A 22,087-nucleotide genomic window follows, 5' to 3' on the forward strand; every position below is an offset into this window, starting at 1 on the left:
ATGGGTTCCTCCTTCTTGGGAACTTCTTACCTTCCGCCGGAGCTTGAGTGGCCATCCTTGGATTGGATAATTTTACTCGCTCCGCTGTTAACTTTATCATAGCAAACTAGGAAAGACTTTGACAATCATTGACCATGATGTTCATTAATTCGACAATTACGTGACAACATTTAATTTCCCTGCCCCTAAATAACTAAGCACCAAATTGGGTAGTTATTAATAGGGAACTTCCGTACAAAGGAGATCTGACCAATGGATACCGCTACACATTTTGTTATGGGACTTGGGCTCGCCGGTCTGTCCTTCGTCGATCCTGCCGTCGCTTCCAGCGGAACACTCGCCGGAGCGGTCATGGTAGCCACTGTACTGGCTTCTCAGGCACCGGATGCCGATACCGCCCTTCGTCTGAAGGACAATGCGGTATATATCCGCAACCACAGGGGAATTACCCATTCCCTGCCCTTTCTGCTGCTGTGGCCCGCACTGATTACTGTGGTCATCGGACCCCTCTTCGGGCTGACAGACCTCCGTAGCCTGAGCCATATTGCGCTCTGGAGCTTCATAGGCGTGGCTGTGCATGTCTTCTCTGACCTGTTCAACACCTACGGGACACAGGCCGCAAGGCCGTTCACCGAGAAATGGATCGCCTGGAATATCATCCACATCTTCGATCCGTTCATCTTCGGCAGCCATACGGCAGCGATTATTCTCTGGATCAGCGGGATTGTGCCGCCTGCCCCCTTGTTCATCACGCTGTATGCCAGCATCGTCTTGTATTATCTCTGGCGGACGATGGTCCATGCACGCATTACCCGCAGCATCAAGAACAAAGATGTCCATCATGATACCGGAGACCGGTATATGCTGATTCCGACCATCTCACCTGCGCGCTGGAATGTGGTCAAAGCCAAGCCTGATGGCAGCTACAATGTCGGGTCGCTGAATAACGGGCGGCTGGAATGGTTCAAGCATGCGGTGTGCTCCACTCACCCCGCAGTTGAGCGTTCCAAGTCTCACCCTGATATTCAGGCCTTCCTGTACTTCACCTCTTACGCGGTTGCCGAGGTTGAAGAACTGCCCTCCGGTTATATTGTACGCTGGGGCGATGTCCGTTATTTACACCGTAAGCAATTCCCGTTCGTTGCCGTACTGGTCATGGACCATGAATACCGTCCGCTGAATACGTACGTCGGCTGGCTCAGCAGTGAGAAGCTTGACGAACGGTTCGCCATTGATCCCGGAACGGTGAAGCTGTAGCATGAATTAACTTCGCACCCCATTTCGCAACCAAATATCGAACACCCAATGAGGAGCTGTCCTGCAAGCCGTTAGCAACGGCCGCCGCGGGCGGCTCCTTGTGTTGTGATTCCTCCCTTGACGGCAGGAAGCGCATAAGGCACAATCTACAATAAAAGTGAATTCCTTTGATGGACATACAAATGAACATACAAAAATCCCGGCATGCCAAGCAGCACACCGGGATTCATTCAATTGCTATTGCAGCAGAAAGGAAGGCTGGACAATGGGTAAAGGTCTGTCATTGTGGTTCGCCTGCTCTTCAATTCTTATACTTACAGCCGCTTCCATCTCCATCAGCTATAACATCTGGCTCGCGCTGCTGCTCGGGTTCCTCTGCGTGCTGAACATCGGCTGGGGATTCATTGTGAAGGCCCGTCTGAGACGCAAGGCGGAGAGCAAGCAGCCTTCTTCTTAGCGGGCGGGCAGGAAGCCCATCCGCTCCTTCACCGCTGCCAGCGTACGGGCAGCGTTATCGCGCGCGCTCTCGGCGCCCTGCGCCAGAATATCGGCCAGCATGCCGGAGCTGCGGATCTCCTGGTACCGCTGCTGCAGCGGCTCCAGCAGTGCAACCACCACTTCACCAAGCTCCTTCTTGAAGCCGCCGTACATCTGCCCCTCATACTTATCAGCAATCTGCTGTAGGCTCATCCCGGAGCACTCGGCGTAAATGCTCATCAGGTTGCTGATCTCCGGCTTATTGGCCGGATCGAAGATGATCTCGCGTCCCGAGTCCGTGGTGGCCCGGCTGATCTTCTTGCGGATGACATCCGGCGGGTCCAAGAGGCCGATTCTGCTGCCGGCATTCGGATCGCTTTTGCTCATCTTCTTGGTTCCGTCGTCCAGGGACATAATCCGCGCCCCGACCTCAGGGATGTACGGCTCCGGAATCGTGAAGAAGTCACCGAACCGGTGATTGAAGCGTCCCGCCAGGTCGCGGGTCAGCTCCAGATGCTGCTTCTGGTCTTCACCCACCGGCACAAGGTCGGCATTGTAGATCAGGATATCTGCAGCCATCAGCGCCGGATATACGAACAGGCCTGCCCCTACGGATTCCTTGCCCGCTGATTTATCCTTGAACTGGGTCATCCGTTCCAGCTCGCCCATGGCGGTCAGCGTGGTCAGAATCCATCCCAGCTCCGCATGCTGCGGTACATGGGACTGCATATAGACATGCGCCATTGAAGGATCAATCCCTGCAGCCAGATACAACGCAGCTACCGATTCCGATTGCTCACGGAGAGCTTCCGGGTCCTGAGCCACTGTAATCGCATGGAGATCGACCACCATGAAGAAGCACTCATATTCTTTTTGAAGCTTGACGAAATTCTTGATCGCCCCGATGTAATTCCCAAGGGTAAGCGAGCCGCTGGGCTGAATGCCTGATAATACTTTTTTCATCCTCTTGTCCTCCATCTTCTTAATCTGGATCAATACCTTGCGCAGTACGCAAAAAAGCCCCACATCCGCAAGGGACGTGAGACCGTGGTACCACCCTTATTCGCTGCTGACTGCCCCCGCAGGGTACAGACTAACCGCCTTGGCTTCCGTTAACGGGGAAGAGCCGGCCGGTCTACTTGAGGCATGCAGCCTGTTCGAGCGCGGCGCTCAAGGGTCCATTCAGTCAGAGGTGCACCGCCGGTTCACATCAGCCACCGGCTTTCTGGAGGATACAATCCCTGCTTACTTGTCCCTGTCATCACGTTGTTACCGTTATAGATGCATCCATCATAGAGCGAACCGGAGAAGTTGTCAATTCCCTAACCACCGCGGGATAAATCTGGTATGATATAGGTATTCGTGTTGTGATCCGATTACAGCTTATCAAAGGAGCATATCTCTCATGAAACAGGTGACCAAAGGGCAGTGGAACGGTTATGATACGTATATTTTGCATAGCCGGGAACTCGAAGTTACGCTTCTGCCCCGGCTGGGCAACAACGTGATCTCTTTATGGGACCGCATCAAGGAGCGGCAGATTGTCCGCCAGCCGGATGAGAGCGATCTGAACTCTTATCTGCAGAAGCCTTATCATTTCGGCATCCCCCTCCTGGTACCGCCTGGACGCATACGCGGCGGGCAGTTCCAGTTCGGAGGCACAAGCTACCGGTTCGACCGCAATGCAGGTGAGCATCATATTCACGGGCTGCACCGCACCCAGGCCTGGTGTGTCAGCGATATTGAAGAAGACGAGGACGGCTGTGCGGTAACAACGGAATTCATCACCTCCGATGATCCCGACTGGATCAGGCAGTTCCCCGAGCCGTTGAAGCTTGAGATGACCTTCCGCCTTCAGGATGCCCGGCTCCGGCAGACTCTGAAGGTCACCCACCTCGGCAGTACTCCCGTTCCGTTCGCCGCAGGTTATCATACCTGGTTCATGCTTGACGGCACCCCCGGAAGCTGGGAAGTAACACTTCCTGCCGAGTCGGTCTGCGAGCTGAACGAAGAGCTGCTCTCCAGCGGACGGATGCTCCCTCTCGGCGAACTGAAGAGCCTGCACAGCGGCTTGAATCTGCAAGGCATGAATCTGGACACTGTCCTGCATCTGGCAGAGCAGCAGCCTGCCGAAGCTGTGCTGATGCGTGACGACGGCTACGGGCTGCGGTACTCGGCTGACGGGAAGCTGTTCCGCCACTGGATTCTATATACCAAGGGAGAGGCAGACCAGTATCTGTGCATAGAGCCGCTGACCTGGCTGCCGGATGCACCTAACCTCCCGCAGGAGGCTTCCCTTACCGGACTTCTCACGCTGGAGCCGGGCCAGACGCTTGCGCTGGACAGCTCGCTGCAGCTCATTTATCCGGAATAGCCCAATTTCATATAATTACCATCCTATAAACCTTCGTAACCCGTGCATGAATTCTTCTCCTAGCGCTCATACTATCTTCACAACGGGCGAAGGAGGTGAACACACATGGGTATGGGTCAAGGTCAACAAGGTCGTGGTAGCCGTTCCAACAACCTGGTCGTTCCTCAGGCAAATGCAGCGCTGCAGCAGTTGAAATATGAAGCAGCACAGGAGCTTGGAGTAACGATCCCGGCAGACGGTTATTATGGTAACTATACTTCCCGCGAAACTGGTTCTTTGGGAGGATATATCACCAAACGTCTGGTACAACTGGCAGAGCAACAGCTCTCCGGTCGTTCGTAGTAGCAGTCTTATCTTTAAGATCCGGTTAAGCCGCGAGGCATAGACCGAGCAGCTTCACAGCCCCCCTGCGCTTCTCGTCGAAGCACAGGGGGGCTTTTGTCTATGTAGGAATCAGCATAGAGATCAGCCAAAGGACTGGTCCGGAACATCCCCCCTGCTGCGCGTGTTGCGGATCAGCAGATTGGCCATATTGTAGTTCGATTCCAGTGTGGCATCCACCACGATCATGCCCTGACATACGCAAAATTCGTAGCTGATCTCACCATGTGTCCACCGCTTCTTGTACTTCAGGCTCTCCAGCGCCATAGCCCGGAATGAGGCCTGCTGGACGGAGGTCAGCCCTCCCTGCTCGGCAGAGAAGCTGCCGCTGCGTCCCGCAAGCGGATGATGGCGGATGCCAAATTTGCCGATAATGTTGTTCCTGATCTGTACAAACACGGTCCCTGAATTCAGTCCTGACAATTCCTCCTGCAGCTCGTGAAACACGAGATCGATCTGTCTGGCCAGCGATAAATGTTCCGTCTTCACAACCATTTCCTCCTAAAAAACGTCTTGTGGGTGATGCAGCCTAGCGGCTCTGCTTCTCACAAAACTTGCTGTCCTAAGCAGTTGCTTAATGTTTGTGGGCAGAAGATCAGCTTAGCAGCGCTTATATAAGGCTTTAGGCTCATTATAGGGTACTAATTAAGCATGCACAACATTATTCAACATAATTGGGTTATAATCCCTATAAATGCGCAATCTTCTTAAACATATGGGCAAAATCCAAACTTTTATCGTCCTTATTCGACAAAAATCTGATAGCAAAAGACCCCGTTTCCGGGGTCCTTGCGCATTAACACATAATTTTCGCATGATAAGTAATCGAGAATTTGCCTGATTCGCCTTATTTCCGACAAACTCTTAGCCGCGCTGCTCTGTCATCTTAAGGAATTCATGAATATCCTCCACGATCAGGTCTGCGGCCCCCTGCCAGAAATCCGGCCGGGTCAGATCAACTCCCAGGTGCTTCGCGACCAGCTGCTCCAGTGTCATCACCCCGGTATCCTGCAGCAGGCTGTCATACTTGTCCGCGAAGGAGGCGCCTTCCTGCAGAGCAAGCCGGTACAGGCCGGTGCTGAACATATATCCGACAGTGTACGGGAAGTTATAGAACGGTACATCCGTGATATAGAAATGCAGCTTGGAGGCCCAGAAATGCGGGTGATATTCCGAGAGAACCCCGCAGAACGCTTCCTTCTGTGCTTCCACCATCAGCTGTGACAACTCATCACTGCTGACCAGTCCTTCCTTGCGCTTCTCATAGAAGCGGGTCTCGAACAGGAAACGGGCATGAATATTCATGAAGAAGGCCACACTGTTCTGAATCTTCGCTTCCAGCAAGGCCAGCTTCTCTTCATTGCTGTCTGCCGCCTTCACCTGCGCATCCGCTACAATGACCTCGGCGAACGTGGAAGCCGTCTCGGCCACATTCATCGCATAGTTCTGATTGAAGAACGGCTGATCCTCCAGCAGGAAGGAGTGATACGCATGGCCCAGCTCATGCGCAAGCGTGGACACATTGGACGGAGTGCCGCTGTAAGTCATGAAGATACGTGATTCCCTGCTCTCCGGGAACGACACGCAGAAGCCTCCCGGGCGCTTGGCCGGACGGTCTTCGACCTCAATCCAGTTATTGTCGAAGGCGCGTTCAGCGAAATCCGCCAGCTTCGGACTGAATTTGCGGAACTGGGTCACGATGTCGGCTGCTGCCTGATCATAAGGGATTTTGCCGGAGGATTTGCCTACAGGCGCTTCGACATCGGTCCAGGCCAGGGACTCCAGGCCCAGCAGCTCCGCCTTGCGCTTCAGATAGGAGACCAGAGCCGGCTTGCTCTTCGTAATGACATCCCACATCACATCAAGCGTCTCCCGCGACATCCGGTTGATGCTGAGCGGCTCCTTCAGCACATCCTCCCAGCCCCGGCCCTTGTACAGCTTCAGGCGGAAGCCGGCCAGATGGTTCAGGGTGTCCGCACAGTAGTCGGCAGCGCCGCCCCAGGCCTCTTCCCATTTGCGGAACATCGTGCGGCGGACCTCAGGGTCCTCATCGGAGAGCTTGTTGAAGGCCTGCCCGGCGGACAGCAGCTTCTCACCTTCTTCATCCGCAAAAGGAATCTTGATCTCGCCGACAATCGTCTCGTAATGCTCGCTCCAGCCATGGTAGCCGTCGACAGCCAGCTCAAGCGCCAGGCTCTCCAGCTCCGGGCTCATCTTCTCACGGGCCAGGTCCCGGCTCTCACCGAGCACGAAGCTAAGCTGCGCAATCTCCGGCCGCGCCATCCATCCGGCCCATACATCATCCGGCGTCTCCCGCAGCACGTTGTCGAAGGCAGAGCTGATTCCCTCATACCCTGCACGCAGCCCCATCACCTTGGACGACAGCCGGACCGCTCCCTTGTCGAGCTGATTCTGGGCACCCAGGCAGCCGGTGAATTCCGCCGCTTGGGTAAGGCGTCCCGCACAGCTCTGCAGCAGCTCGATCACGCCGTCCAGCTGACGGGTGCCGTCCACATCCGCAGGTGCGGCAGCCGCAGCCACCTGTCCGCGCAGCTTCTCAATATCGGATTCCAGCTGGCTCAGGAAGCTCTCGAACTGCGGCGAGGCGGAGCCCCCCGCAAAAATCGAATCCAGCTCCCATGTCAGCGATAACGGTTGTTTCATTGATGCTCACCATTCCTTTGCTCTTATTGGTTTTCTTTTTGTGTTTGCGGTGCAGCCATGGTAAAGTGAAGATCAATACTCCACCACAGCAAGGAGGGCCTTCTTGTGAAGCCACTGCAAATCTCGCCGGAGACGGCGGTTACCTTATCGAAGCAACTCGGCGTTCCGCTGGAGCACCTGATGCATATGCCCCAGCATATTCTGCTGCAAAAAATTGCCGAGCTATCCAAAAAGACCGGCAGCGGGCCAGACGAAAGCTCCGGTTCCTCTGACGGGCAGGATAAGCAATGATTCCTTTCAGCCACGCCTGGCCTTATGAGATCATTCTGGGGGACATGTACGTCCAGTACTGCCCGTTCTGCGGCCGGGAGAATGTCCTGCTGCCGATGCGGCCGAAGGAGCTTCAGCGTGTGCGCGAAGGCAAAAAAAGACTGCTCGTCTTCCCCTGCTGCAGCGCCAGCCCCACCGTCGTCGACAACGACAATGACTATCTGCTGTTCGACCGGGCGGTCCGCTGATACCGGATGCCCGGCACCTTATAACCGGACAGAGGCACAGGAGCATCACTCTTCTGTGCCTCTTCCTGCTGCCTATGTAACAGAATGCAGCCCGTCCGGATCAGCATCCTCCCCGCGCATCTGCTCCCGCAGAATTGCCCACTGCTCGCGCGAGGCGCGGATCATCGCCGCATCCACAATCCGCTGGTCATTGACTACCCGGGAGAACCAGCGCACCGCGGCAGGAAAGTCGCCCACCCGCCGGTTCAATTCTCCGATCAGATACATCAGGCGGGCATCGTTGCCGCCGGAAGAATCGTTCTCGAACACCTTGACGTATTCATCCAGCGAATAGCGGAGGAACCGCTGCTCCTGCTCTGTATTCCCCTGATAGCGGTACAGCCAGGCAATATGATGCAGCAGACTGGCGATGATCCGTTCCTTGTCGTTAATGCTCTGCGCGCAGATCAGGGCCAGCTTATAGGTCTCCAGGGCTTCCTCCCAGGTGCGCTTTTCCCCGAAATCGCGGGCCTGCCAGCGTCTGCCGACCTGGGAGTCGAAGGACTTGCGCTGCCAGTCCGCCAGCTTGTCCGCCGAATTCTCTGTAGAGGCGAAGCCGCATTTGGGGCAGACCCGGACGACATAGTAATCGGGATTCTCCGCCTTATAATAGGAGCAGAAGTCCGCATCGCGGCGGATGGCTTTTTTGAGACTGGGACGGACTCTTGAGGTGGAGAATTCTTGTTCACAATTGCAGCAGGTTACCTTAATTGAGTAGAGCGGGATTAATTCCGGCACGGGTGCCCTCATCCTTTCACAACAACGCTTATTCTTGGGGCATATTGACAAAATGATGTGCAGGACCCGCCAGCCGGCTGAGCACGAACGAGCGCAAAGGCTCTTCCACGCCGGTCTCTTCAAGTGCTTCCTTCATACAGCCGAACCAATCATCTGCCCGGTCCGGTGTAATAGGGACATGCATATGCCTTGCGCGCATCATCGGGTGGCCGTGCTGCTCCGAATAGAGTGCAGGGCCGCCGAAGAACTGGCTCAGGAACTGATATTGCTTCTCCAGCACAGGAGTGATATCTTCCGGAAATAACGGGCCGAGCTGCGGATGAAGCTGCACCTTATCGTAGAACACGGTAACCAGGCGGTGAAGACCCTCAGCACCTCCCAGATTATCATACAGGCTTGCATTCGGATTCATTGGAGGCTTCGCCTTCTTCCATATTAAACTAACCAGCGGTCGTTAATCATTATAACAAAAAATACGTCCTGCGGTTATCCCTGCCTAAAGACCCGCATCGTCTACAAAAAAAGGCGCCGGACCGGAGTCCAGCGCTCTTGAGCTATTCAATAGGTTCTAAATTCTTCATCACCAGGCGGGACAAGAGAGACCCGGATCACATATACAAAAGCACAAACGAGAACTCCGGCAACTACACTCATCACCATCACTCCATCCCTCGAAAATCATCTCAAAACGATGTGCATTAATTAAGTTTATATTATCATAATTTCAACGAAAAAGCACCGGTAAATGTAACCGTTTTCCACGTTTTTTTGTGCTGTTTGTCCAGCTTCCGGCATACATCTAAGCATAGAACTGGAGGCGACAACCGATGATTCTGAACAAACATGCCGGTCTGCTGCTGGGGAGTGTGCTGGCAGGCTGTATGCTGCTGATGCTGATTCACCCCGGGGGCTCGCTGGACGCGGCGCTGCGCGGGCTTGCCGTCTGGTGGGACGTGCTGTTCCCCTCGCTGTTTCCGTTCTTCGTCATCTCGGAAATGCTGCTCGGCTTCGGCATTGTCCATCTGTTCGGCGCACTGCTGGATCCGCTCATGCGTCCGCTCTTCAATATCCCCGGCAGCGGCGGATTCGTGGCCGCCATGGGATATGTATCAGGATACCCCGTCGGCGCCAAATTAACCGCCAAGCTGCGCGAGCAGAATATGCTCAGCAGGGTGGAGGGTGAGCGTCTGGTGGCGTTCACGACCTCTTCAGATCCGATTTTTCTGCTGGGCGCTGTGTCGGTCGGCTTCTTTCATGACGCTTCGCTGGGGCTCGTGCTTGCGCTTGCGCATTACGGAAGCGGGCTGATTGTCGGCCTGCTGATGGCTTTCCATGGCCGGAGCGGATCTGGGAACCCGGGCGGGGACGCCGCTCCTCCGGCTGCTTCCGCTTCCCCTGGCCCGGCCGAGCGTCCGGGGTACGGAAGGCTGCGCACCGCGCTGAATGCGATGGCTGAGGCCCGCCGCAATGACGGCCGGACCCTGGGAGAGCTGCTGAAGAGTGCCGTAGCCTCCTCCCTTCAGCTTATTATTGTAGTCGGAGGCCTGGTGGTCTTCTTCAATGTATTGATGGAGCTGCTCGCCCGCGCGGGTATCATGTCCGCGCTGTTCAGTGTGACCGGACGGCTGCTCTCGCTTGCCGGCTTCCCGCACGAGCTCTCTGCCGCTCTGGTCAGCGGGCTGTTCGAGGTCACCCTCGGCGCCCGTTCGGCAGGTGAAGCCGCCGGAGGCATTCCCCTGCAGTTCAAGGCTGCAGCGGCAGCCTTCATTCTCTCCTGGGGCGGGTTATCCGTCCACGCCCAGGTCGCCAGCATTCTGAATGGTACCGGCCTGCGGTACCTTCCGTTCATGCTGGCCCGCCTCGTCCATGCCCTGCTCGCTGCTGGACTGCTTCTGCTGCTGTGGGAGCCTGTCACCGGCTCCGGCTTCGCCGCTGCGTGGAGCACGCTTCCCGCTGCTTACGGGCTGGCCGCGCCTCAGGGAGCCTGGATTAGCCTCCGCCTCTTCGCCTTGCTGCTGGCCGTGCTGCTTGTCCTGTCCGGCCTGGTCCTCGCGCTCAGCAGGCTGCGGCGTCTGCTGGTGCGCCGGTAATTCGTCTCCACCGTTCAGAATCAGGCGCTGATATTGTGTTCCGGGTCAAGATTGATTATGATCGGTGTATGACTGAAATAGATAAAGGAGCCTGTACATCTTGAGATACTATGTTCTGGACCGCGGAGATGAATTGTCCATCCAACTAGCGGAGCAATTTCACAAGCTGGCGGCCGGCCGGAATCTGGAGCTGGATGCCAAGTCTCCCGAAATCGTGATCTCGATCGGCGGCGACGGCACCATGCTGCACGCCTTTCACACGTTTATTGACCAGATCCCGAACCTGGCTTTTGTCGGCGTGCATACCGGCCATCTGGGCTTCTACGCGGATTGGCAGGCCGAAGAGCTGCCCAAGCTGATTGATTATATGTGCGGTGAAGCTGGCCCTAATCAGCCGCGTATCGTGAAGTATCCGCTGCTGGAGCTGGAGATTCACAAGCAGTCGGGCTCAAGCTCGCATATTGCCCTGAATGAGTTTACCTTGAAGGGCGTTGACGGAACGGTTGTCATTCAGGTGGATATCAACGATGTCACCTTCGAGATGTTCCGCGGGGACGGGCTGTGTGTCTCCACCCCTTCCGGCAGCACCGCCTATAACAAAAGTCTGGGAGGCGCCATGGTGCACCCCTCCATCGAAGCGCTGCAGATTGCCGAAATTGCCTCGATTAATAACCGGGTATTCCGGACGATGGGCTCTCCGCTGCTGCTGCCGAAGCATCATCACTGCGATATTTTCTCGCGCAAGGAGCAGCGTCTGCTGCTGACCATTGACCATAACAATATTCCTGTGGATGATCTGATCTCTGTCCGCGCCCAGGTCTCCACCAAGAAAATCAGCTTCGCCCGCTACCGCCCCTTCCCCTTCTGGAACCGGGTGCGCGAGGCCTTTCTGGTCTGACGTTGCCTGAGAGAAGAGCGGCAGCGCCATCCGGGCGGCGCCTCGATTTGTAGTATGGTTACAGCCGGAGATGCCCTGCTTCTCCGGCTTTCTCATGCCGCCTCAGCCGCTTCTGCGGATCCCTTACAGAATGAATAGACAGAGTGAAATTTCAGGTGGTATAATGATTCTATTTTACAAAGTTTTCTAATTGACGAGGAGAGAATCTATTGAAGAAATTGTTGTCCCTGCTCAGCATCAGCCTGCTGGCCCTGGTCTTGGCCGTTCCGGCTGTTGCAGCAGATAAGCCCATTCAAGTCTATATTAACGGCAGCAGCCTTACCTTCGCGGCCGGAGCTCCCTATCTGAAGAATAACACGGTGCTTGTGCCGTTCCGCGCTATTTTTGAGCGGCTTGGACTTCAGGTGCTGTGGGAGGCCCAGACGGGGACGGTAACCGGCACCGGGCCGGATCTGAATATCCGCCTGAAGGTCGGCAGCAAGCGGGCCAGCATCAACGGGACGGTCAAGCAGCTCACGGTCGCGCCTGTCTCGGCAGCAGGTACCACTTACATACCCCTGCGCTTCATCGCAGAAGCCACCGGCGGCACAGCCGTCTGGGAAGCCTCCAGCCGGAGCGTGAAGATTACCGTGCCGCAGTCCTCATCCGCTATGGAGCAGGAGGTCAGAGCACTCATCCAGTTATCCAACAAGTATTACAATGAAGAACAGGCCCAGAGCTTCTATTCGCTCACTGACGAAGCGGACCCTGCAGAAGCTGTAGAGCATATGAAATCCCAGTTCGAGCTGTATGATCTCCGCAATACGATCGACAGCCTCAAGATCCTTAGTCTTACCGGCAATTCAGCTACCGTTCACACAGTGGAGCGGTCCGTGCGGACTGGCGGTCTCTACATGCCGGACGAGCAGTACGAGTATTTGTACACCCTGGTGTACAAGAACGGCGTCTGGAGAATCTCCGGCATGGATCTGCAGGATTCCTCAGTGCTCCTGACCCGTGAACAAGGGATGAAGCCCGCGGTGGTTCCCCAGAGTGACGCGGCAGCGATTAAGAATACGGTGAGCGGGTACTATCAGAACATGACAGCCAAGAATGTCGCAGGCACCATGGCCGTTATGACCTCGTTCGGCGAGGAATATGATACGGCCAGCAAGGAAGAGCTGGAGGACTTTTTTGCAAATTACAGCCTTGGCTATTCCCCGGTTTCAACGAATATCTACTACTATGCAGCCGGCGAAGCGGCAGTCTATGCTGAGGTCACCATTAATGACAGTGAGTCGAAGGAGACCTACACCCAGTCCCTGATCTTCCTGTTGTCCCAGTCCGGCAGCGGGTCCTGGACGATTGATGATACGTATCATATCAGCTTCAAAGCGGAGCAATCCTGAACTTCAAATTTCATCTAAAGGATGTTGACACATGAAATCAGCCAAAATCATCAGCGCAGTCCTCAGCGGCTGTATGGCCTTATCCATCGTCTGGGCTCCTTCCGCTTCAGCGGCAGAAGCGGCAGAAGCAACCAAAGCGGAAGCCTCCAAAACCGAAATTATCAATGAAATTATGCAGTATCTTGAGTATTACAATGTGGAGGGCGTTGACCAGAGTACACTGATCCGCGGTGCGATTGACGGCATGGTGAACACGCTGGACGATCCGTACAGCCAATACTTTGACCGTGAAGAAGCCGCTGCCTTCGGCCATCAGGTGGACCTTGAATATGTCGGAATAGGCGTCCGGCTCATGTCAACGGCGAAAGAGCTCTACATCGAAGAGGTGATGAGCGGCTCACCGGCCGAGAAGGCAGGGCTGAAGCGCGGCGACTCCATCCTCAAGATCAATGGCGTGCGGGTGGCCGATCTGCAAGGCGATGAGCTGAGCGGCCAGGCGGGCACCAAGGTGTCCCTGCTGGTCCAGCGCAACGGAGCTAACAAGTCTTATACCGTTACCCGCAGCGAAATTGCCACCACGTCAGTAACGAGCAAAATCATCGGTCCCAAGATTGCCTATATTGCCATCAACGGCTTCACCCAAACGGCCGACGAGGAATTCGCTGCAGCACTGGACAAGATGCGTTCTGCCGGAATGAAATCCCTGGTGCTGGATCTGCGCGACAATACGGGCGGCTACATGGACAGCGCCCAGAATATCGTCTCCAAGTTCATGGATGCCGGAATCATGATGTACACCTCCGATCAGACCGGCGCCCTGAAGCCAGTAACGATCACGAACGGCAGCAAAATCGGCGTTCCGGTGGTCGTCCTGACCAACGAATATACCGCCAGCGCCTCGGAAGCCCTGACCGGTGCCCTGCGGGACAACAAGCTGGCGACCATTGTCGGCACACGCTCTTACGGCAAGGCGCGGATTCAGAGCCTGATTCCGATGTCAGACGGCGGCGAGCTGAAGCTGACTACGATGAAGTACCTGACTCCGAACAAGGAAGATTTCAACCATATCGGCCTTGCGCCGGACATCGAGGTCAAGGGTAAAACAGCTCAGCTGATTACCGCCCTGCAGATTGCCGGCATGAGCAACATCACCCTCTCGGGTGACCACCATATTCTTGATATCAACGGCTCTGCTTTTGCCGGGAATGTCGGCCTGATCAAGCAGGGGGATAAGGTGTACGCCGCCTCCCGCGTGCTGGCTGCCCTTGTCGAGAACGACGTCTCCTGGGATGCCAAGAACAAGAAGGTGCTGCTCACCGCAGGAACCGGCACTGTAGCCGGGTTCTCGCTGGCCTCCAAGGATGCGCTCTACCAGGACGGGGAGACGTTCATCGAGCTGAACGCCTTCAAGAAGAAGTTCCCGCAGCTCGTGTGGAGCTACAACGGCGCGCAGAAGCAGGTGCAGTTATCGGTAAAATAAGCGGCTAAGCGGAATGGGGCTTCGGCGGCAGGGCGGTGGTCGATTGGGTCGCGCGCCCACTCCGCGCCGAATGTAATCGGTTTTTCGATTACATTTGGCCCGTGTGCCCATACAGCGCCGAATGTGATCGGTTTTTCGATGACATTTGGCCCGCGCGCCCAGGCACCGCCGAATGTAATCGGTTTTTCGATTACATTTGGGTCGCGCGCCCAGGCACCGCCGAATGTAATCGGTTTTTCGATGACATTCGGCCCGCGGCCCAGGCACCGCCGAATGTAATCGGTTTTTCGATTACATTTGGCTCACGCGCCCAGGCAGCGCCGAATGTAATCGGTTTTTCGATTACATTTGAGCCACTCGCACACTCCGCGCCGAATGTAATCGGTTTTTCGATTACATTTAGTGCAATCAAAAAAGGGCGTTCCCAAGCCATAATAGCTTGGACCGCCCTTTTTGATTGCGCAGGCCTATCCCTGGTTGTTATTCTTACCCGGATGCTCCTGCTTGCCGGAGTGGTTCGGGTTATCCTGCTGCCTGCCGCCCCGGCCCGGATGATTCTCCCGGTTCGGTCTGGCATTGGCATTGCCCTGATTGCCGCCCTGGCCTCTGCCCTGATACTCTTTGTGGTTCTTCTTGCCCTGGCCATCCCTGTTGCGGTGATTGCGGCTCTGGTGCTCACGCACCTGGCGCTCCTTACCTGCGGATTCCCGCCCGGAGCCGCCTGCCGCATCTCTGTCCCGGCCAGTCCCCTTCGTCTGAGGCTCCCGGTGCTCCTTCACCTGCACTGAAGGTGCAGCGGCCTGCTCCAGTTCTTCGTCCGCTCCGCGCTCCGGAACCTCCTTCGTCAGGACGTCTTTGTAGCTTCCCTCCTGGGGAGCTTCCTTCAGCTTATGCAGCACGAAATAGGCGCAGCCGAAGTTGCAGTATTCGTTGATGTAATCCACCATGCCGGAGATTGCGGTATCGCGGTTCACCTTGGGGTGATTATCACGGTAAAAGCCTTTGAGGCGCAACTGGCTGTAGCCCCAATCCCCGACGATATAATCGTAGCGGTCGAGCACCTCGCTGTATCTTCCGCGAAATGCCTCCGGATTCCAGCCGTCCTTATGATCGAGCATCAGCTCGTAACCTTTTCCACCTATAACGATCAAGCGTGTGTCGCCTGCCTTTCAAAATAAAGTACTCCGGACCTACTCCGCCTGCTGCAAAGAACGCGCCTCGCGGGCCACAGCGGCCGACTTCACCTGCTCATGGGCACGATACGAGCTGCGCACCAGCGGACCGGCCTCGACATGGCTGAAGCCGCGCTTCAGTCCCTCTTCCTTCAGCCTCGCGAATTCCTCTGGCGGATAATATTTCTCCACGTTCAGGTGCTTCGGGGAAGGCTGGAGATATTGCCCTAATGTCAATATATCACAATCTACAGCTCTAAGGTCATCCATCGCCTGAAGAATCTCGTCCCATTCCTCGCCGACACCAAGCATAATGCTGGATTTGGTCGGAATCTCCGGCTTCATCTCCTTGGCCCGGCGCAGCAGCTCCAGGGAACGTCGGTATTTGGCTCTCGCCCGCACACGGTCTGACATCCGCTCCACAGTCTCAATATTGTGGTTGAGAATATCCGGCTTACTGTCCATCACAATCGCCAGGCTCTCGCGGCCGCCCAGGAAATCCGGGATCAGCACCTCGATGGTGCACAGCGGAAGGCGCTTACGGATAGCGGCTACCGTACCGGCAAAAATCGACGCCCCGCCGTCCTTCAGATCATCGCGGGCTACGCTGGTCACCACGCAATGCTTCAGCTGCATCCCTTCTGCCGCTTCGGCGACACGTTCGGGCTCCTGCAGGTCAAGCTCGGTAGGCAAGCCTGTATTGACGGCACAGAACCGGCAAGCCCGGGTGCAAATGTCTCCCAGAATCATAAAAGTGGCTGTCCGGCTGGCCCAGCATTCATAAATATTCGGGCAGCGCGCTTCCTCGCATACGGTGTGCAGCGTCTTGGAACGCATCATGCCCTTGATTTCCTGATACTCTTCTCCGGTGGTTAACTTGATTTTGATCCAGTCTGGCTTGGGCTGTTTGGCTGTTCGATTAGTCAAAGTGATGAGACCCCGCTTTCGCTTTCGCTGAAGTACTGTTTCATTGTCAAAAGTTTGCTGCCTCATATTATAGCATGTGGAGTAGGCAATTGCCTGTTTTTGTGAACCTGAAGACACGGGGATAAAAATGGCGCGTTTGCTTCAATCTATAGAAAAGCACCCGGCACGGTGCCGTCTTCGCAAGCAGAAACGTAACGAATTGCCCAAACGCACGCAGGAGGTTGAGAACATGCTGGCCTTGTTAACGAATTCTTATACCCGCAGAACGCTGCTCTGCCTATCGGCCGCCGCCTTGCTATGGAGCGGCAGTCCTGCCGAGAACGCCAGGGCAGCCCGTTCCTCCGCAGCGTCTGGCGTTAAAGCTCCTGCAGCGGCAACTGCCCCGAAAGATGCGGCGGCCGCAGCACGTATGGAGCTCTATGAGCAGATGAGCGCCGCCACCGGAATCCCCTGGTACCGGTTCGCGGCTATCGATCAATATGAACGGTCCATTGGCAGAATCAAAAAAAGCCCGGCAGCCGCACAAGCAGATGCTGCGGCCGCCAAGGCGAGGATTACAGGGATTCAAATTCCTGCTCCGGTATGGTCCGGGCCGCTCAATCCCGATCAGGAGGATAAGCAGCCGGATTCGATCCGCTTCTTCGGCGGCTTCGGATGGGACGGATCTGGAGACGGCCTCGCTGACCCGGAGAATGACGCCGATGTGTTATACAGCATGGCCAGACATCTGCTGAAGTACGGGAATTCCCCCAGCGACTTCAGTATAGCGGTCTGGGAATATTACCATAACGGGCGGGCCTCCCAGCGGGTAGCCCAGTTCTCTAAGCTATACGAGCATTTCGGACGATTGGACCTGGCAGGCAGCGCCTTCCCGCTGCCGATCGGCACCAACTATGCATACCGCAGCACCTGGGGAACCGCCCGGGGCTGGGGGGGCGTGCGTATCCATGAAGGAACCGATCTGTTCGCCCCCCATGGCCTGACTGTCCGCAGCACCTGCTTCGGGGTCGTGGAGACCAAGGGCTGGAACCGGTATGGCGGATGGCGGATCGGTATCCGTGACATTGAGAACCGCTACCACTATTATGCCCATCTGATGGGCTATGAGAAGTCGCTGCTGCGGGGGGACATTGTAGTCCCAGGCCAGACCATCGGCTGGGTGGGCAGTTCAGGCTACGGCAATCCGGGCACCCAGGGCAAATTCCCGCCCCATCTGCACTATGGTATCTACCGCGACCGCGGAATTACAGAATGGGCCTTCGATCCCTACCCGCTGCTCAAGCAATGGGAGAACCAGGAATTCCGGCAGCTGCGGTCGAACAAGAAAAAATAATCTCGGGACACCCGCGGCCCGGGGGCCTGCTTAAAACAGCATCAGACACCCAAAAGGCTCTACCTCAACCAGAAGCTGTCCCTCAGAACGGATCGTACGTCCGCTTAACAGATCAACGAGTACCTTGGCACAGGAGCGGAAAGGAGCCAGTTCGAGCTGGTACGTATTCGGGGAATTATTAATAATCAGACCCATGCTCTCTTCTCCGCTGCGCCGCACATACCCGAGAACATTTCGGGCCTCATCCGTGAACCAGGGGCGGAAAGCCCCCTGGCGCAGCACCTCATATTGTTGTCTTAGCCCAATCAGCCGCCGGTACCATTCCTGAAGGCCGGTATGCTGTTCCTCCACGTTCCAGAGCATGGGCTTACGGCAATGCGGGTCGGTAGCACCCTCCATGCCGACTTCATCCCCGTAATAAATCATAGGTATCCCTATGTAGGTCATCTGGAAAAAGACAGCCAGCCGCAGCCGCGGCATTGCGGTGGCTTCGCGGTCCCAGCCCCGTCCGCCCTCCTTGCAGGCGGTCAGGAAACGCAGCGTATCATGGCTGCCCAGCAGCTGGAACATGGCGGAATTCGCCTGATCGTTATACAGCGCCTCCTGGTGCAGCAGCTGCTCCATGAAGCGGACCGGTCCCGCCGTCTGTGCTGCAAAAAACTCAAGCACCGCATCCCGCAGCACATAGTTCATCCCGCCGTCAAACTGGTCTCCCCGGAGCCATGGCCCGGAGGCGTGCATGATCTCGCCGATCAGCAGCAAATGTGGAAATTCACTCTTCAGCTCGCGCCGGAACCGGGTCCAGAAGGCCGGGTTCACCTCATTGGCGACATCCAGTCTCCAGCCGTCAATTCCCGCCTCACGCACCCAATATTTGGCGACCTCCAGCATATAATCAGCCACCTCGGGGTGATCCATGTTCAGCTTAGGCATGGTAGCTTCCGCCTTAGCGAAGGTCTCATAGCTTGGAGCCGGCGAGGTGCTCACCGGGTAAGCATGAATGAAGAACCAGTCTTTATAGGGGGAGGCCTCTCCCCGCTCCAATACATCCCGGAAAGCAAAGAAGGTATCGCCGGAATGATTAAATACAGCATCGAGCAGGACCCTGATTCCCAGCCTGTGGGCTGTGCCTACCAGCAGCTTCAGATCGTCAAGCGTGCCGAAGCCGGGGTCCACTTTATAGTAGTCGGTCGTATTATACTTGTGCCCGGAGGGCGACTCAAAGATAGGTGTCATATAAATAACCGTTACGCCGAGCTGCTGCAGGTAGGGAAGCTTATCGGTGATGCCCTGCAGTGTCCCCCGGTTATAGCTCTCGGGATAAATCTGATAGACCACGGCGCCTGGGCTCCAGGCGGGCAGTTCAATGGCTTGCGGACGGTGGAGATAGGCATATTGGAAAGCTCCTGCCTGCTCCCTGTTCTCCGAGCTGCCCCGTTCCCCGTACCATACATATTCACCTGCGGGAGTCCCGATGTGGAACAGATAGCGGCATTTCCCGGACTCCGCAGGTATCAGGGCTTCATGGATATCATAAGCGCCGGCACAGCCGATCCGCTCCATCTCCTGCGGAAGCTCATGGCCGGGTGAATCATAACGGTCCGCATAGACCACCGTACAGGACAAGGACAGTCCGCTCTGGACGAACAACCGGAGCTTCAGCATACGGGGGCCTGCGGGGAAGGCGAAGGGATCCTCCGCCGTGTGATATGCAAACAAACGTTTAGACATACTGTCTGGTCTCCTTTGGAGGCAGCATAGAGCAGCCTCAACAACTGTGTTATTATGACAGGTAGAACAAGGTTCGCCATTCAGGCGAAGGAATACGGCCAGGACCGGGAGGGATCATGATGAAAGTAACCATTAAAGATATTGCTAAGGCAGCGGGTGTTGCCAAATCGACTGTATCCAAGGTAATGAACGACTCTCCCAAAATATCGGAGGAAACAAAGTCCCGGGTCAGAGAAATTATCAAGCAAATGAATTATACCCCGAGCAGTATTGCTACCGGGCTGGCCCGGCAGAGCAGCAATACCATCGCCATCCTGATTGATATGTCGAAGGAGAGCGAATTCCTGAATCAGTTCTTCTACAATATTATAGGCGGGGTGGAAAGCGTTATCGGGCCTTTGAAATATGAGCTGACCATCGCCAATATCCAGCACGACCATGAGGAAGGGCATTTCTTGCACCGGCTGGTATTGAACAAGCGCGTGGACGGCATTATCGCCAACACCTCTGTGTTGACGCCCGAGCTGTGCGCAGAGCTGAATAAGCTGCAGTTCCCCTATATCTCCATCGGGGAGATTGATTCGCCGGGGATCTGGGTCGATTGCGATAACGAGCTGGGGGGGTACCTGCTGACCCGGCATCTGCTGGAGCAGGGATACTCCTCAGCGGCATTCATTGGCGGCCAGAAGGATGAACCGCTGTTCCTGCGCCGCGCCGCCGGATATAAACGGGCGCTTGAAGAAGCAGGAATCGGGGTGAACGCTGACTGGATCAGGAACGGACGGGCTGTGGAGGAGGACGGCTATACGGCGGCCAAGCTGCTGCTGCAGAGCAGCGAAGCCCCCGCCTCCATCGTCTGCATGAGTAACTTCTCCGCTTACGGCGTACTGCAGGCCGCCCGGGAACTGCATATTCCGGTTCCGTCACAGCTGGGCATCGCCACATTCGATGAATACCCGTTATCGCCCTATACCTCACCGCCGCTGACCTCACTGAACATGGATACCTTCCAGCTTGGGGCCCGCGCAGGGCGGCTGTTAATGGACAAGCTGGACAACACAACCTCGGCGGCAAGCGGCCAGCTGCTGGAGCCGGAGCTGATTCCCCGCTTGTCCTCCCGCCGGAGCAGCTCTGCGGAGTAATGCACTGCTTAGCACGCCGCAATAAGGAAACCGGTTTCTCTAACTTGAAAATACCACGCTGCCCCGGCTAATGTCAACGCACCAGCAGGAGTCGCTACAGCATGAAGACCCCTTTTCAATGCCGAAAAAGGGGTCTTGACTTACCCGGAGGCTCCCGGGCTGCGGATAAACCGGAGCACCTCGTCCATCATGGCCGGGCTCTCGTCGCTGTGGCAGACCATATGTCCGCTCTTCTCCATTATCAGCACCTGCTTGCATCCGGCGGGGATAGTCTGATTCAGGTACCCTGCGCTCTTAAGCTTCACCAGATGATCCCGTCTGCCCTGTACAATCAGGGTCGGCAGTTCCACCTGCGGATAGATCCCGAAGCTCTCCCGGACCAGCCGCTGAAACTCCAGGGTGGCCTTCATCGGGGTGGAGCCCCATTTACGCAGATAATTCCGGATCATCTCCGGGCGGACCAGCGTCCGCAGAATCTCACCCGGATTCAGCGGGAACACCGGGGTCGACAACAGCGTCAGGGACTTGATCCGCGGACTGTACTCAACCGACAGCCGGGAAGCAATGAGCGCTCCCGTCGAGAAGCCGATCAGGTGCACCTCTGCGTCCCTGTCCAATAACCGGACCAGCTCATCCTCGGCGCTCTGCATCCAGTCGCTGCGGCTGGAATGAAGCAGGTCCCTCTTGCTGCCCCCGTGCCCGCTGAGAGTGAAGGTTCTGGACGGATAACCGTTCCGCTCCAGAAACAGGGCCAGAGGTGCGACTTCATACTCCCCTCCGGTGAAGCCGTGAATTAATAAGCAGTGTTCCATGATTGTCCTCGTCTCTCCCACTTCTATTTCATCCATTTATAGAAAAATAACCCTTATCACCAGTAAAGTCAAATGCTGCCCGCTGCTAACTCTCCCACCAGGTCAGGCTTAACGCTGAAATAATCGTCCCTACTGCCGCGCTGGAGGAGCTTACACTGGCGCTGAGGGCATTGCCGGGGGGAACAATAATGCTGCCCGTGAACGCCGGACTGAACACCCCGGGTGCGATCTGATAAGAAGCCAGCACGCTGCCTCCGGAGATTGCCGCTGTAGAGGATTGAACGGTCATGACGCTGACTGCTGTGCCCGCCAGATTGTTATTCACCGGAGTCAGGGCGGACGGCGAAGTAAGTGTGCCTCCTTTGACAAGAGTGAAGCTCCCGGAGATAGAGGTCAGAACCGAGGTTCCGCCAATGCTGCCGCTAACCCGGGAGAGGTACAAGGTTCTGCCGCTGCCCGCAGGGTTGTTGATGCGTACAGAGATGGTTGCCGAGAGAAGCGACAGGACAATTGTCGCCGAATTGGAGGCATTGGCCGAGAAGAGCACGGCGGATTGCGAGGCGCTGATCTCGGGCGGAGCGCTGATATCCGGCGAGCGGAACGTATTGGTCATCTCCACATAGACCGGCTGGTCATTATCGTTAATTATATAGTGATTAGGCATGG

22 protein-coding genes are annotated in these 22,087 nt (G+C 56.2%); 12 read left to right on the plus strand and 10 right to left on the minus strand.

The window, feature by feature from the left end:
* The first annotated feature begins 252 nt into the window (after positions 1-252).
* Together K1558_RS20820 and K1558_RS20825 are read left to right on the plus strand one after the other, a co-directional pair.
* On the plus strand, positions 253-1,257 hold the full coding sequence (locus tag K1558_RS20820; protein ID WP_238653586.1) for a metal-dependent hydrolase: 1,005 nt from the start codon (positions 253-255) through the stop codon (positions 1,255-1,257).
* 265 nt (positions 1,258-1,522) lie between these two features.
* The gene (locus K1558_RS20825) at positions 1,523-1,714 is read left to right on the plus strand and encodes a hypothetical protein (RefSeq protein ID WP_238653587.1); all 192 of its coding nucleotides are present in this window, start codon (positions 1,523-1,525) and stop codon (positions 1,712-1,714) included.
* Here K1558_RS20825 and trpS read toward each other — a convergent pair.
* Positions 1,711-2,697 (minus strand): tryptophan--tRNA ligase, encoded by a 987-nt coding sequence (gene trpS, locus K1558_RS20830; RefSeq protein ID WP_238653588.1) that lies wholly within the window; start codon positions 2,695-2,697, stop codon positions 1,711-1,713. The two genes, K1558_RS20825 and trpS, sit on opposite strands and share 4 nt — an antisense overlap.
* Before the next feature lie 442 nt (positions 2,698-3,139).
* Between trpS and K1558_RS20835 the strand changes: the two genes are divergently transcribed.
* On the plus strand, positions 3,140-4,108 hold the full coding sequence (locus K1558_RS20835) for an aldose 1-epimerase (protein ID WP_238653589.1): 969 nt from the start codon (positions 3,140-3,142) through the stop codon (positions 4,106-4,108).
* A gap of 111 nt (positions 4,109-4,219) precedes the next feature.
* Positions 4,220-4,450 (plus strand): alpha/beta-type small acid-soluble spore protein, encoded by a 231-nt coding sequence (locus tag K1558_RS20840; protein ID WP_238653684.1) that lies wholly within the window; start codon positions 4,220-4,222, stop codon positions 4,448-4,450.
* A 123-nt stretch (positions 4,451-4,573) separates the two neighbouring features.
* Here the strand turns inward: K1558_RS20840 and K1558_RS20845 are convergent, their stop codons facing one another.
* Both K1558_RS20845 and K1558_RS20850 read right to left on the minus strand, forming a co-directional pair.
* Positions 4,574-4,984, minus strand: coding sequence for an O-methyltransferase (locus tag K1558_RS20845; RefSeq protein WP_238653590.1), 411 nt, complete (start codon positions 4,982-4,984; stop codon positions 4,574-4,576).
* 369 nt (positions 4,985-5,353) lie between these two features.
* Positions 5,354-7,153, minus strand: a complete 1,800-nt coding sequence (locus tag K1558_RS20850; RefSeq protein WP_238653591.1) for a M3 family oligoendopeptidase — start codon at positions 7,151-7,153, stop codon at positions 5,354-5,356.
* Between the two features lie 105 nt (positions 7,154-7,258).
* Between K1558_RS20850 and K1558_RS20855 the strand changes: the two genes are divergently transcribed.
* Positions 7,259-7,444, plus strand: a complete 186-nt coding sequence (locus K1558_RS20855) for a YycC family protein (RefSeq protein ID WP_238653592.1) — start codon at positions 7,259-7,261, stop codon at positions 7,442-7,444.
* Entirely contained in the window at positions 7,441-7,671 is a 231-nt protein-coding gene (locus tag K1558_RS20860; protein WP_238653594.1) for a hypothetical protein, read from the plus strand. Before K1558_RS20855 ends, K1558_RS20860 begins: the two co-directional genes overlap by 4 nt.
* 72 nt (positions 7,672-7,743) lie before the next feature.
* On the opposite strand, the gene K1558_RS20865 is transcribed toward K1558_RS20860, so the two are convergent.
* Both K1558_RS20865 and K1558_RS20870 read right to left on the minus strand, forming a co-directional pair.
* Positions 7,744-8,448, minus strand: a complete 705-nt coding sequence (locus K1558_RS20865) for a DUF2225 domain-containing protein (RefSeq protein WP_238653595.1) — start codon at positions 8,446-8,448, stop codon at positions 7,744-7,746.
* 28 nt (positions 8,449-8,476) lie between these two features.
* Positions 8,477-8,860: a globin domain-containing protein gene (locus K1558_RS20870; protein ID WP_238653597.1), complete on the minus strand. Its 384-nt coding sequence runs from the start codon at positions 8,858-8,860 to the stop codon at positions 8,477-8,479.
* Between the two features lie 415 nt (positions 8,861-9,275).
* On the opposite strand from K1558_RS20870, the gene ylbJ reads away from it, so the two are divergent.
* The 4 genes from ylbJ (at position 9,276) to K1558_RS20890 (ending at position 14,304) form a co-directional block, all read left to right on the plus strand.
* Positions 9,276-10,538: a sporulation integral membrane protein YlbJ gene (gene ylbJ / locus K1558_RS20875; RefSeq protein ID WP_238653598.1), complete on the plus strand. Its 1,263-nt coding sequence runs from the start codon at positions 9,276-9,278 to the stop codon at positions 10,536-10,538.
* Positions 10,539-10,638: 100 nt separating this feature from the next.
* Complete coding sequence (locus tag K1558_RS20880; protein ID WP_238653599.1) at positions 10,639-11,436, plus strand: NAD kinase; 798 nt, start codon at positions 10,639-10,641, stop codon at positions 11,434-11,436.
* Between the two features lie 209 nt (positions 11,437-11,645).
* Positions 11,646-12,824 carry a copper amine oxidase N-terminal domain-containing protein gene (locus K1558_RS20885; RefSeq protein WP_238653601.1) on the plus strand — a complete coding sequence of 393 codons (1,179 nt, stop codon included), beginning with the start codon at positions 11,646-11,648 and terminating at the stop codon, positions 12,822-12,824.
* Positions 12,825-12,855: 31 nt separating this feature from the next.
* Complete coding sequence (locus tag K1558_RS20890) at positions 12,856-14,304, plus strand: S41 family peptidase (RefSeq protein ID WP_238653602.1); 1,449 nt, start codon at positions 12,856-12,858, stop codon at positions 14,302-14,304.
* Positions 14,305-14,771: 467 nt separating this feature from the next.
* On the opposite strand, the gene K1558_RS20895 is transcribed toward K1558_RS20890, so the two are convergent.
* Both K1558_RS20895 and lipA read right to left on the minus strand, forming a co-directional pair.
* Positions 14,772-15,455 (minus strand): YutD family protein, encoded by a 684-nt coding sequence (locus K1558_RS20895; RefSeq protein WP_238653603.1) that lies wholly within the window; start codon positions 15,453-15,455, stop codon positions 14,772-14,774.
* A 39-nt stretch (positions 15,456-15,494) separates the two neighbouring features.
* Positions 15,495-16,403: a lipoyl synthase gene (lipA, locus tag K1558_RS20900; protein WP_238653605.1), complete on the minus strand. Its 909-nt coding sequence runs from the start codon at positions 16,401-16,403 to the stop codon at positions 15,495-15,497.
* A 229-nt stretch (positions 16,404-16,632) separates the two neighbouring features.
* Here lipA and K1558_RS20905 point away from each other — a divergent pair, with 229 nt between their 5' ends.
* Positions 16,633-17,736, plus strand: coding sequence for a M23 family metallopeptidase (locus tag K1558_RS20905; protein ID WP_238653607.1), 1,104 nt, complete (start codon positions 16,633-16,635; stop codon positions 17,734-17,736).
* 30 nt (positions 17,737-17,766) lie between these two features.
* Here K1558_RS20905 and K1558_RS20910 read toward each other — a convergent pair whose 3' ends face one another.
* Positions 17,767-19,467 carry an alpha amylase N-terminal ig-like domain-containing protein gene (locus tag K1558_RS20910; RefSeq protein ID WP_238653609.1) on the minus strand — a complete coding sequence of 567 codons (1,701 nt, stop codon included), beginning with the start codon at positions 19,465-19,467 and terminating at the stop codon, positions 17,767-17,769.
* A 116-nt stretch (positions 19,468-19,583) separates the two neighbouring features.
* On the opposite strand from K1558_RS20910, the gene K1558_RS20915 reads away from it, so the two are divergent.
* Positions 19,584-20,609 carry a LacI family DNA-binding transcriptional regulator gene (locus K1558_RS20915; RefSeq protein WP_238653610.1) on the plus strand — a complete coding sequence of 342 codons (1,026 nt, stop codon included), beginning with the start codon at positions 19,584-19,586 and terminating at the stop codon, positions 20,607-20,609.
* Positions 20,610-20,749: 140 nt separating this feature from the next.
* Here K1558_RS20915 and K1558_RS20920 read toward each other — a convergent pair whose 3' ends face one another.
* Both K1558_RS20920 and K1558_RS20925 read right to left on the minus strand, forming a co-directional pair.
* A complete protein-coding gene (locus K1558_RS20920) occupies positions 20,750-21,421 on the minus strand; it encodes an alpha/beta hydrolase (protein WP_238653611.1) in 672 nt (223 codons plus the stop codon).
* A gap of 85 nt (positions 21,422-21,506) precedes the next feature.
* Positions 21,507-22,085 (minus strand): hypothetical protein, encoded by a 579-nt coding sequence (locus tag K1558_RS20925; RefSeq protein ID WP_238653612.1) that lies wholly within the window; start codon positions 22,083-22,085, stop codon positions 21,507-21,509.
* Positions 22,086-22,087: the final 2 nt, after the last annotated feature.

This window comes from Paenibacillus piscarius (genome assembly GCF_022234545.1).
Taxonomy (GTDB): domain Bacteria; phylum Bacillota; class Bacilli; order Paenibacillales; family Paenibacillaceae; genus Paenibacillus_AQ; species Paenibacillus_AQ piscarius.

Bases quoted from the DNA above. Each gene is read 5' to 3' on its own strand.
- K1558_RS20890 (WP_238653602.1), top strand. From the start codon at position 12,856: ATGAAATCAGCCAAAATCATCAGCGCAGTCCTCAGCGGCTGTATGGCC.
- K1558_RS20925 (WP_238653612.1), bottom strand. From the start codon at position 22,085: ATGCCTAATCACTATATAATTAACGATAATGACCAGCCGGTCTATGTG.
- K1558_RS20860 (WP_238653594.1), top strand. From the start codon at position 7,441: ATGATTCCTTTCAGCCACGCCTGGCCTTATGAGATCATTCTGGGGGAC.
- K1558_RS20870 (WP_238653597.1), bottom strand. From the start codon at position 8,860: ATGAATCCGAATGCAAGCCTGTATGATAATCTGGGAGGTGCTGAGGGT.
- K1558_RS20820 (WP_238653586.1), top strand. From the start codon at position 253: ATGGATACCGCTACACATTTTGTTATGGGACTTGGGCTCGCCGGTCTG.
- trpS (WP_238653588.1), bottom strand. From the start codon at position 2,697: ATGAAAAAAGTATTATCAGGCATTCAGCCCAGCGGCTCGCTTACCCTT.
- K1558_RS20920 (WP_238653611.1), bottom strand. From the start codon at position 21,421: ATGGAACACTGCTTATTAATTCACGGCTTCACCGGAGGGGAGTATGAA.
- K1558_RS20840 (WP_238653684.1), top strand. From the start codon at position 4,220: ATGGGTCAAGGTCAACAAGGTCGTGGTAGCCGTTCCAACAACCTGGTC.
- K1558_RS20915 (WP_238653610.1), top strand. From the start codon at position 19,584: ATGATGAAAGTAACCATTAAAGATATTGCTAAGGCAGCGGGTGTTGCC.
- ylbJ (WP_238653598.1), top strand. From the start codon at position 9,276: ATGATTCTGAACAAACATGCCGGTCTGCTGCTGGGGAGTGTGCTGGCA.
- K1558_RS20905 (WP_238653607.1), top strand. From the start codon at position 16,633: ATGCTGGCCTTGTTAACGAATTCTTATACCCGCAGAACGCTGCTCTGC.
- K1558_RS20845 (WP_238653590.1), bottom strand. From the start codon at position 4,984: ATGGTTGTGAAGACGGAACATTTATCGCTGGCCAGACAGATCGATCTC.
- K1558_RS20825 (WP_238653587.1), top strand. From the start codon at position 1,523: ATGGGTAAAGGTCTGTCATTGTGGTTCGCCTGCTCTTCAATTCTTATA.
- K1558_RS20835 (WP_238653589.1), top strand. From the start codon at position 3,140: ATGAAACAGGTGACCAAAGGGCAGTGGAACGGTTATGATACGTATATT.
- K1558_RS20850 (WP_238653591.1), bottom strand. From the start codon at position 7,153: ATGAAACAACCGTTATCGCTGACATGGGAGCTGGATTCGATTTTTGCG.
- K1558_RS20910 (WP_238653609.1), bottom strand. From the start codon at position 19,467: ATGTCTAAACGTTTGTTTGCATATCACACGGCGGAGGATCCCTTCGCC.